The following is a 10,625-nucleotide window of genomic DNA, read 5'->3' as shown; positions in this document are numbered from 1 at the left end:
GTGTATTTAGTGTTTCTTATACATGAGCCTTAGCTCATGTGTTCGTTTGCTTCTTTTCGAACATTACATATACATTCCGCCGTTAACATGAATTGTTTGGCCTGTAATATATTTAGCTTTATCAGAAGCTAGGAAGGCAACAGTATTAGCTATATCTGTATCTTCTCCAAAACGTTTTAAAGGAATTTGCTCTAACATTTGATCCTTCAAATCATCACTTAAAGCATTTGTCATATCTGAAACGATAAAGCCAGGTGCTACAGCGTTCACTGTAATACCTCGTGATGCTAGTTCTCGTGCTGCAGTTTTAGTTAATCCAATAACACCTGCTTTTGTTGCAACATAGTTTGCTTGTCCAGGATTACCCATTGCACCAACAATACTAGTTAAATTAATGATTGCACCACTACGTTGACGTAACATTTGTGGCGTTACTTTTTGAATACAGTTAAACACGCCTTTTAAGTTCGTATCAATCACGTCATCCCACTCTTGTTCTTTCATGCGCATAAGTAAGTTGTCTTTAGTTATTCCTGCATTGTTAACTAATACGTCTACAGAACCAAATTGACTTACCACTTCTTTAATCATTTCTTTAACTTCATCGCCTTTTGCAACATTGGCTTGTATTGCAAAACTTTCTACACCTTTAGCTTTAATTTCTTCAACAACTGCTTCTGCTTTATCTTTACTTCCAGCATAATTGACAGCTACATTATATCCTTCTTCTGCTAATTGCAATGCAATGCTTCTACCTATACCACGAGAAGCACCTGTAACTAAAGCACTTTTATTCATGATTATTATTCCATCCTTTCACATCTTCAAGTGTTTGAATTGAAGTGATTTTTACATCTCGATTAATTTTTTTGATGAGCCCAGATAATACTTTTCCAGGTCCAATTTCAATAAAGTGATCGACACCTTGATTAATCAACCACTCCGTTGATTGAATAAATTGAACAGGTGAATATAATTGTTTAACCATATTGCGTTTAATTACTTCGGCATCGGTTTCTCCCTTTGCATTAACATTCTGAACAATTGGATAATTAGCATTATGCCACTCAAATTGATTAATGAAATTAGCAAAAACCTCTTCAATAACTTTCATCATTGAAGAGTGAAAAGGACCGGAAACAGCTAACGGAAGAACGCGTTTAGCTCCAAGTTCTTTGCCCTTTTCTACTAATTCATCAATTAAAGGTTTATGTCCAGACACCACGATTTGACCTGGTGAGTTAATATTAGCAGGTTCAATTAACTGTTCATTTGTAGATAACGTTTGACATATCTTATCAACATCATCATAGTCCAAACCTAATACTGCTGCCATACCTCCAACACCGTTAGGAAACGCTTGAGCCATAAGTTGGCCACGTTTACGTACAATTCTAACTGCATCTTCAAAAGCTAATACACCACTAGCAACTAAACTTGAATATTCTCCTAAGCTATGTCCCATAGTATAATCTACTTTTAAATGATTTAAAGATTCTAGTAACGCAATACTATGTGTTAATAGTGCAGGTTGTGTATTTTCTGTTTCTCCTAATTTCCCATCATTATCATTAAACATCGTTTCTAACAAATCAAAGTCTACTGTCTCTTGAGCTAAATTTAATACTCGAGTCGAGCGTTCTTCTTCGTTATATAAATCACTAGCCATCCCTACTTTTTGTGCACCTTGACCAGGGAATACAACTGCTATTTTACCCATTTTACTCACCTACTGTATCTTTCATAATTTGAACGATATTCTCTTCACCAGCAATTTTTGCTTGTCTAATTGCAGAATAAAATGCTTTAGCGTTTGAACTACCGTGAGCTTTTACAACCGTACCATCTAAACCTAATAATACTGATCCACCATATTCTGAGTAGTCCATTTTCTTAGCAAATGTGTCTAAATCTTTTTTCAACACTGCACCAGCTAATTTATTTTTGAAGCTACTCATTATTGTTTCTTTCAACATTTTACCTATAGACTTTGCAGTGCCTTCAAGATTTTTAAGGACCATGTTACCTGTATAACCATCTGTTACTACGACATCAACATTTCCATCCATAAGTGTTTTTGCTTCAATATTACCTGTAAAGTTAAATGATTGATTTTTCTCAAATAAATCATATGCTTTTTTAGTTAAAGAATTTCCTTTAGCTGCTTCAGTGCCAATATTAAGAAGTGACACTGAAGGATTTTGAATACCGCGAATTTTTTGAGCGTAAATATTTCCTAATTGCGCATATTGTAGTAAATGTTCTGCTTTAGCGTCAGCATTGGCACCAACATCTAAGAACACAAACCCTTTGCCATCAGTAGTGGGCAATGTTACAACTAACGCAGGTCTTGCTACGCCTTTAATACGTCCAACAATAAATAACCCAGCTGACATTAAAGCACCTGTATTTCCCGCTGATACACAACCATCAGCTTCACCTGATTTTACCGCCTCAGCCATCTTAACCATGGAGCTATCTTTTTTACGTTTAATTGCACGTACTGGTTCATCTTCCATTTCAATCTTTTCGGTACAATGTCGAAACTCTATACGCTCATGACTTAAATTGTATTGTGATTCGTCACCAAAAAGAATAATTTCCAAATCTTTAAAGTCTTCGACAGCTTTTTTAACTGCATCTAATACAATACCAGGCGCATCATCTCCACCCATCATATCTACAGCAATTTTAACCATTTCATTCATCCTCACTTGTATAGTACATTTTGAATTTCCCTTTAAAAACTAACATATCTGAAACATAAGAATTCACTTCAATAATATAATGTTTATCTGTTATATCTATGACACGGGCATCTGCTCGAACTGTGTCATTTAATTTTACTTTTTCTTTAAATTCAACTTGACTTTCATGTGTCAATACTATTGGTTTATGTATAAGAGCTACACATAATGAGTTAGCTTGTGCAAATAAGACATGCCCTCTAGCAATCTCACTTTTTGCAAAAACAGAATCAATTGTAATTTCAATTAGAGATTGCGCGCTAACATCAGGATTCACTTTAATCAAATCACCTATAATTTCATTGGCTTCTATTGATTTGATTCGTCCATAATTCTGTTCAGCGACTAATTTAATTCTTTTACGTAACTCAGGAATATTTAAATGTGTGCGATCTAAACGTATGGTTTGAATACTTACATCAAACTGCTCACACAATTCATAATCAGTGATGAAGGGGTTTAATTCGATAGCCTCTTTAATGGCTACTCGTCTATCATTTTTCTTTAATTTCACACGCACACCCCTCATTTTAGTACCAAGTCTTAAATATTCCTTAAATATCATAACACTTTCTTTATCTATTACTCAACAATAAACTGTATCAATCTATATTCAGCTGATCGTATCTTTTTATAAAATCAAAATATATCTTTGAATAGTATAATATTTTTTTCTAATCAAAACGAATGTGGCGTAAGTTTTGTTTAATAAACTCTCTTAAATGACTATATTGTTGTTCGAAAAATTGGCCAGATTGTATAAGTTCTGCTGCTTCATCTCTAGCAACTTCAAGCATACGATAATCTTCTACTATATTTGCTACAAGAAAGTCTGGAAGACCGCTTTGTTTTACTCCAAAGAAATCCCCTGGACCTCTCATTTCTAAATCTCTTTCACTTAATTCGAATCCATCAGTAGTTTGAGTCATAATGGTCATACGTTCAATACCTGTTTCAGTCTTGGGAGATGCAATTAATACACAATAACTTTGATGTTCACTACGACCAACACGCCCACGTAATTGATGTAATGTAGATAAACCAAATCGATCTGCATCATAAATCATCATAAATGTTGCATTAGGTACATTTACACCCACCTCAACTACAGTAGTAGAAACTAAAATATCTATTTCATGTTCACTGAATTTTTGCATGACTTGATCTTTATCTTCAGCAGTCATTTTCCCATGTAATAATCCAACTTTTTCATTACCGTAATCACTTTGTAAGGATTCATAAAGTGCCACAACATTTTGTACATCTTCTAAATGCTCAGAGCTTTCAATTAATGGACAGATGACATAGGCTTGTCTACCCTTTTTTAATTCATTCGACATTTGTGCAAGTACTTGATCATATTGCTCATGTTTTGCCCAACTTGTTTTTATAGGTTTTCTGCCTTTTGGTAATTGTTTAATTGAAGATACATCCATTTCACCGAAAACAGAAATAGCGAGTGTTCTAGGGATTGGTGTCGCTGTCATAAACAACACATTGGTCATCGCACCTTTTTCTCTTAGAATTTGTCGTTGGTTAACACCAAATCGGTGCTGTTCATCTGTAATGACTAATCCAACATTATTGAAGACAACATCATCTTGTATCAAGGCGTGTGTACCAATCAAACAATCGATAGTTCCATTTTCTAATTGCTCTAGAAGAAGTCGTCTTTTTTTCCCTTTAACAGAACCAGTTAATAAAGCTACGTTCATTGTATTACCAAATAGTTGCATCAAACTTTCAGCGTGCTGTTCAGCTAAAATCTCCGTTGGAACCATTAATGCAGATTGATATCCTGCAGTTTTTAAGGCGTACATACAAATTGCTGCTACTACAGTTTTGCCGGATCCAACATCACCTTGTAACAACCGATGCATACGAATAGGCGCCTTTAAATCACGAAATATTTCATTGACACTAACTTTTTGAGCATCAGTTAACTCAAATGGCAAACTATCAATAAATTGTTTTACTTTATTTATATCGTAATTAATTTCAATAGCTTCATCTGATGTCTTTTCTAAGCGATTTAACCATTGCATACGTAGCTCAAACATAAATAGCTCTGTAAATGCATAAGTTCGTCTAGCTCTTAGCAAGTTTTGTTTATCAATAGGATGATGTAATGTTTGAATTGTATATGCTAAAGTTTCTAATTTATACTTTTCTCTGAGGTCATCAGTCAACCATTCATGAATTGTAACATCACTAAGTGCCTGTCTAATGTTATCTCGTAACTGCTTTTGTTTTATTCCTTCTTTAACTCGATATACTGGTTCTAAATGGGCATCCTCTTGATTTTTTTGATCATTAAAAAAAATACGATTACCATTAATCTCTTGTTTATTACGATTCCATTTCCCTTTTATAGTGACAATACTATTTAGTTCAAGTTTCTTTTTTAAATATGGTTGATTAAAAAATACGCATTTAACAGCGATATGATTTATCATAAGATGGACAGTTAATTTCGATTTATTACGACCAAAAAAAGCAACAGTTGGACTGGAATAAACCTCACCTTGAACTGTTACAGTTGCTTGATCGTCTGCTTGATTTAAATCAATAACAGTATTATCTTCATAACGTGTCGGTAAGTATAATACTAAATCTTCAACTGATTTAATATTTAATTCTTCTAACAACGCTAAACGTTTTGGACCTATACCTTTAATTTTATCTAATGCATACGGGCTCTCAATAAGATGAACTTTTGACATGATGAATCACCTATTATTTTTCATTATCTTTAATCTCAACATCTATTTTACCATGTTCAATTGATTAATTTGCGTTTCACGGGTTAATTATATCAACACTTCACTATTAAAATTCTCATTATATATAAAAATAACGATTAGTGATTTAAATTCACTAACCGTTATTCCGACTATTTATTATCAAAAGGTAAATAGTATTTCATTTATTCTACTGCGAAGAAATACTGATAAATAGGCTGTCCACCTTCGTGTTGTTCTACTTCTACATCAGGGTACTCCGATTCAATCCAATCAATGATTTGGTTTGTAATTGAATTATCGGCATCTTCGCCTGAAATCATTGTTAAAATTTCGCTATCTTCATTAAGTAGTTTGCTGAGTAGACCTTTAACTGCATGAAATTGATTAAAGTCACTTATCACAATTTTATCTTCAGCTAGACCCATGAATTCATCTTTCTTGATTTCAATACCGTCTATTTTAGTATCTCTAACTGCAAAAGTAATTGAACCAGATTGAACAGTTTCCAAAGCATCATTCATGTGGCTTTTATTATCTTCTAAATTAGATTCTTGATCATATTGGAATAAGGCTGATATTCCCTGTGGAATCGATTTAGTAGGAATCACTACAGTTTCAGCTTCTACAATACTAGCCGCTTGTTCACTGGCCATCATAATATTTTTATTGTTTGGTAAGATAATTGCACGTTTACATTGTGATTGTTCAATAACCTTAACTATATCTTCAGTAGAAGGGTTCATTGTTTGCCCACCACTAATAATGTGCGTTGCTCCCATAGATTTAAATAATTCAGCAATCCCATCGCCTACAGAAATTGTAACAATAGCTGTTTCAACTGTTTTGGATTCATTAGTTGCTTTATTTTGAATTCCATCTTGTTCCTTACGAATAACTTCACGATGTTGTTCACGCATGTTTTCTACTTTAAGTTTAATTAGCTCACCATATTTTTGACCATAATTAAATACATCCCCCGGATGTTCTGTATGTACGTGCACTTTAACAATTTCATCATCATTAATTACTAATAACGAATCACCGAATTCACTCATATCATTACGAAATTCTTGCTCGTCAAATGCTTTTTTATTTTTACCAAATCGAACCATCATTTCCGTACAATAACCGTAAACAATGTCCTCTGTATTAATAACCCCGTGAAAATCATGATCGTCATTAACAAATGATTCAGTATCAAGTTTAGGTGCTTGTGCTTCTACTTTTTCGCCTTTAAGACCCTTTAAGAAACCTTCATAAACGCATAATAAACCTTTACCACCACTATCAACAACGCCTACTTCTTTAAGTACTGCTAATAAATTAGGCGTATTATCTAAAGACTCGCTTGCTGCTTCAATCACGTGTACCATTAAATCAACGCAATCTTCAGCTTGATCCACGTAATCCATTGCGGCTTTTGCTGCATCTTTGGCTACTGTTAAAATCGTCCCCTCTACCGGTTTCATAACTGCCTTATAAGCTGTTTCAACTCCAGCTTGAAAACTCTCAGCAAACTGTTGCACGCTTATTTCTTTTTCTTCTTCAATATTCTTACAAAAACCTCTGAATAATTGAGAAAGAATAACACCTGAATTACCACGAGCTCCCATAAGTAATCCTTTTGAAAATGTTTTACCTAACTCTCCAATATTTTGAGATAAATTATTTTCGACTTCCTCACGACCAGAAGTAATAGTTAAATTCATATTTGTCCCTGTATCTCCATCTGGAACAGGATAGACGTTTAATGAATCCACTAAGTCTGCATTATTTGATAAATTTTGTGCCCCTTGTATAATCATATCGGCAAATAATTTACCATTTATTTTGCTAATCATTTCACGTTGTCCTCCTAAACCTTTTTCACTGTCTCATTTACACGTACACCTTGTACGAAAATATTTATTGAATTAACTTTCACATTTAGTGTTTTTTCTAAAGTATATTTAACAGTTGATTGAAGATTGCTTGCTACTTCAGAAATTTTCACACCATAGCTCACGATGATATACATATCTACATCAATAATTCCGTTGTCTTCTCTAACTTTAATGCCTTTAGCATAGTTATCGTGTCCAAGGATTTCAGCGATACCATCTCTAACTTGTTGTCTTGAAGCCATACCAACAATTCCATAACTTTCAACGGCTTTACCACCAACTACTGATGCAATTACATCATTTGAAATATCAATTTTACCGTAGTCATTTGAAATTTCTAATGTCATATCTGTTCCTCCTGAAAATTTCAGAATTTTATTTTTAAAGCGTTGTGCCTAGGTTATTTTATTAATGCCTTAAATACTTTAAAAATCAAATCATTGTTGATGCTTTAAATTAATAAAATTTGTATTTTTAAAAATTAGGTTTACTTTGTTTGTAAATTTATCTAATTAATTTAACTGTTTCTTTACAGTATCATACTATATAACTCCACATCACACAATTATAGCATAATAAATTGCATTTTATTGTAATTTTTATAATTTATAAAAGTCTTTATTGCCGACAATCTCATTATGTGTTATCTTATTAAAGTATATAAGTAGTAGTGTGTATTTATATTTATTAAAGGAGGTACTTTCATGGGTAAACAATGTTTCGTAACAGGTCGTAAAGCTTCGACTGGTAATCATCGTTCACACGCTTTAAATGCGAATAAACGCAGATGGAACGCTAACCTTCAAAAAGTTAGAATCCTTGTAGACGGCAAACCTAAGAAAGTTTGGGTTTCTGCACGTGCTTTAAAATCTGGTAAAGTTACTAGAGTTTAATAAATATAATGCACATAATAAAAATATCCTTATGTGGAGGATAAATTTTAAGACCTTAAAGGTGAGCCCTTTAAGGTCTTTTTTTAGTCACGACTACGTATTTTTAAAATTGATCCTTGTTCAACTCGAATGATTGCTTCATTATCCATTACCTCATTTGAAATTGTGAGTGTAGAGCCTAAATTTAAGTGTTCTTGATTTAAATTATATTTGAACCCCTGTAAAGTTAATATAGCTTTATCGTTGAGAGGGATAAACGATATATATGGATAATTACTATCTCTGTTGATTACATACTTACCTTCACCTAATAATTGAATATGATTTTGTTGATCAATGACTTTTATTTTTATAGACTGATGTAAGTATTGAGGTTTTTGTAAAATTTGAAGCACACCCATAAAGTGATCTAACCGACCGCCTGTTGCACCATAAATTGTAATTTCTGTGTATCCTCTTTCAACTGCTTGAGCTACTCCTAAAGCTAAATCAGTATCATCTTTTTCAGCTTCAACCGGTTCGATATGAAGATTTTGCATCAACATCAAACGTTCTTCGTCATTCACTGAGTCAAAATCACCTACAGAAAATATAGGTTGAATACCTTGTTTTACGAGTATAAGCGCACCTCTATCAATACCTGCCCAATTAGAATCTTTTTCTTTTTCGAAAATATGATTAGGTAACAAACGCTGAGAACATAATAAATTAATCTTCACATTATCATTCCTTTAATAAAGATGTTACTTTTGCATAATCCTCTTGTTTAAAGAAGTATGAACCAGTGACTAACATTGTAGCACCCTGTTCTACACATCGTTTACTCGTTTGATCGTTAATTCCTCCATCTACCTCAATATCAAAAGTTAAATGATTTTCATGTTTGAGTTGATTTAATTGCTCAATCTTAGTCACGCATTGTTCTATGAATGTTTGTCCGCCAAAACCAGGATTTACAGTCATTACTAAAACATAATCAACAATACTCAATATAGGTAAAATTGTTTCTACAGATGTTCCGGGATTGATGACGACACCTGCTTTTTTCCCTAATTGTTTAATTTGTTCAATTGCCCTATGTATATGTGTTGTCGCCTCAACATGGACTGAAATCATATCAGCACCATGTTCAGCAAAAAGATTAATATAATTTTCAGGTTGTTCAATCATTAAATGAACATCTATTGGCAAATGAGATTGTTGTCTAACAGCATCCAATATTGGAATACCAATTGAAATATTAGGGACAAATTTACCGTCCATCACATCAAAGTGTAATCCGTCTACCTTGGCTGCTTCTAACAATTGAAGTTCTTCTTTTAAATTTAAAAAATCTATAGATAAAAGTGATGGTAAAATTTTAACCATTTAGTATCGAACCTTTCTATTGGAAATTTCATTATATAATTGCTGATAATGATCATATCTAAATTGTGGAATTTCTCCTTTTTCAACGAGTGTCTTAACATGACACTGTGGTTCTTTTATATGATTACAATTACGAAACTTACATTGCTCTCCTGCTTCATGAATATCTATAAAAAAATCTTTTAGTTGCTCTTTTTCAATATGATTAAAATCTAACGCGCTAAACCCCGGTGTATCAGCGATGTAACCACCTTTTCTATCGTATAATTCGACATGTCTTGTAGTGTGTTTACCCCTATTCAATGACTTAGAAATATCATTAGTTTCTAATTTCAACTGAGGCTGATAACTATTTAAAAAAGTAGATTTCCCCACTCCAGATTGGCCACTTAATACTATTAAACCGTCAGACCATTCATCAACAGTAGCAGTATAATTACTATCTTTTCCAATAAAATGCGTAGCATATCCTATGTTTTGATATATTTTTATTGTATCTTTGATTTTTAGAATTTCTTGTTCAGAAGCTATATCATGTTTAGTGATTAAAATTCTAGGTTTGAGATGATAAGAATGAGCAATCACTAAATAGCGATCTAATAATTGTGTTGAAAATTCAGGCTCGACTGCACTCATTACTATCACTAACTCGTCAATATTACTTACTGGTGGTCGTTTTAGTTCATTATTTCGGTCATGTACATGATGAATATAGCCCTCTTTCGTATTTTGAACTTCAAAATCTACGATATCGCCCACCACAGGTGAAAACTTCTTTTTTCTGAATAAACCACGTGGTTTGGTATCAAATCTCTCACCTTCTACATCTACTTGATACACACCACTGATTAGTTTAACGATTCGACCAGTCTTCAAAAAGACACCTCTCATTTATGTTTTATTATTCATATTATATCAAAATACTAGTACTTATAATATAACAACTCAATTCAAGCTCATTATTTACTTACTAGTATATTGTTTTCAATA

At 33.0% G+C, this 10,625-nt stretch carries 11 protein-coding genes; 1 reads left to right on the top strand and 10 read right to left on the bottom strand.

The genetic code is table 11. From position 1 onward, the window contains the following. Positions 1-63: 63 nt before the first annotated feature. From fabG to ACVBFA_RS11370, 7 genes are all read right to left on the bottom strand, one after another. Entirely contained in the window at positions 64-798 is a 735-nt protein-coding gene (fabG, locus tag ACVBFA_RS11400; RefSeq protein ID WP_001830161.1) for a 3-oxoacyl-[acyl-carrier-protein] reductase, read from the bottom strand. Next, positions 791-1,720, bottom strand: coding sequence for an ACP S-malonyltransferase (gene fabD, locus ACVBFA_RS11395; protein ID WP_447158846.1), 930 nt, complete (start codon positions 1,718-1,720; stop codon positions 791-793). Before fabD ends, fabG begins: the two co-directional genes overlap by 8 nt. A gap of 1 nt (position 1,721) precedes the next feature. Beyond that, positions 1,722-2,699 carry a phosphate acyltransferase PlsX gene (gene plsX / locus ACVBFA_RS11390; protein ID WP_002457382.1) on the bottom strand — a complete coding sequence of 326 codons (978 nt, stop codon included), beginning with the start codon at positions 2,697-2,699 and terminating at the stop codon, positions 1,722-1,724. A 1-nt stretch (position 2,700) separates the two neighbouring features. Continuing rightward, positions 2,701-3,261, bottom strand: a complete 561-nt coding sequence (gene fapR / locus ACVBFA_RS11385; protein WP_164539665.1) for a transcription factor FapR — start codon at positions 3,259-3,261, stop codon at positions 2,701-2,703. Positions 3,262-3,421: 160 nt separating this feature from the next. Continuing rightward, positions 3,422-5,470: an ATP-dependent DNA helicase RecG gene (gene recG, locus ACVBFA_RS11380; protein WP_002457383.1), complete on the bottom strand. Its 2,049-nt coding sequence runs from the start codon at positions 5,468-5,470 to the stop codon at positions 3,422-3,424. Between the two features lie 203 nt (positions 5,471-5,673). Then, positions 5,674-7,332, bottom strand: coding sequence for a fatty acid kinase catalytic subunit FakA (gene fakA / locus ACVBFA_RS11375; protein ID WP_126122458.1), 1,659 nt, complete (start codon positions 7,330-7,332; stop codon positions 5,674-5,676). Positions 7,333-7,346: 14 nt separating this feature from the next. Next, a complete protein-coding gene (locus ACVBFA_RS11370; RefSeq protein WP_001830156.1) occupies positions 7,347-7,721 on the bottom strand; it encodes an Asp23/Gls24 family envelope stress response protein in 375 nt (124 codons plus the stop codon). A gap of 357 nt (positions 7,722-8,078) precedes the next feature. Between ACVBFA_RS11370 and rpmB the strand changes: the two genes are divergently transcribed. Then, on the top strand, positions 8,079-8,267 hold the full coding sequence (rpmB, locus tag ACVBFA_RS11365; protein WP_001830107.1) for a 50S ribosomal protein L28: 189 nt from the start codon (positions 8,079-8,081) through the stop codon (positions 8,265-8,267). 83 nt (positions 8,268-8,350) lie between these two features. Here rpmB and ACVBFA_RS11360 read toward each other — a convergent pair whose 3' ends face one another. From ACVBFA_RS11360 to rsgA, 3 genes are read right to left on the bottom strand one after another with little or no spacing between them, the layout of a single operon-like run. After that, positions 8,351-8,986, bottom strand: coding sequence for a thiamine diphosphokinase (locus ACVBFA_RS11360; RefSeq protein ID WP_002446263.1), 636 nt, complete (start codon positions 8,984-8,986; stop codon positions 8,351-8,353). A gap of 4 nt (positions 8,987-8,990) precedes the next feature. Beyond that, on the bottom strand, positions 8,991-9,635 hold the full coding sequence (gene rpe, locus ACVBFA_RS11355; RefSeq protein WP_002446262.1) for a ribulose-phosphate 3-epimerase: 645 nt from the start codon (positions 9,633-9,635) through the stop codon (positions 8,991-8,993). Further along, positions 9,636-10,511, bottom strand: coding sequence for a ribosome small subunit-dependent GTPase A (gene rsgA / locus ACVBFA_RS11350; protein WP_164539666.1), 876 nt, complete (start codon positions 10,509-10,511; stop codon positions 9,636-9,638). It lies immediately after the preceding gene. Positions 10,512-10,625: the final 114 nt, after the last annotated feature.

Source organism: Staphylococcus sp. MSU001, from assembly GCF_052976705.1.
The sequence above is the reverse complement of the archived record's forward strand: the minus strand, read 5'-3'. Positions and strand labels throughout refer to the sequence as shown.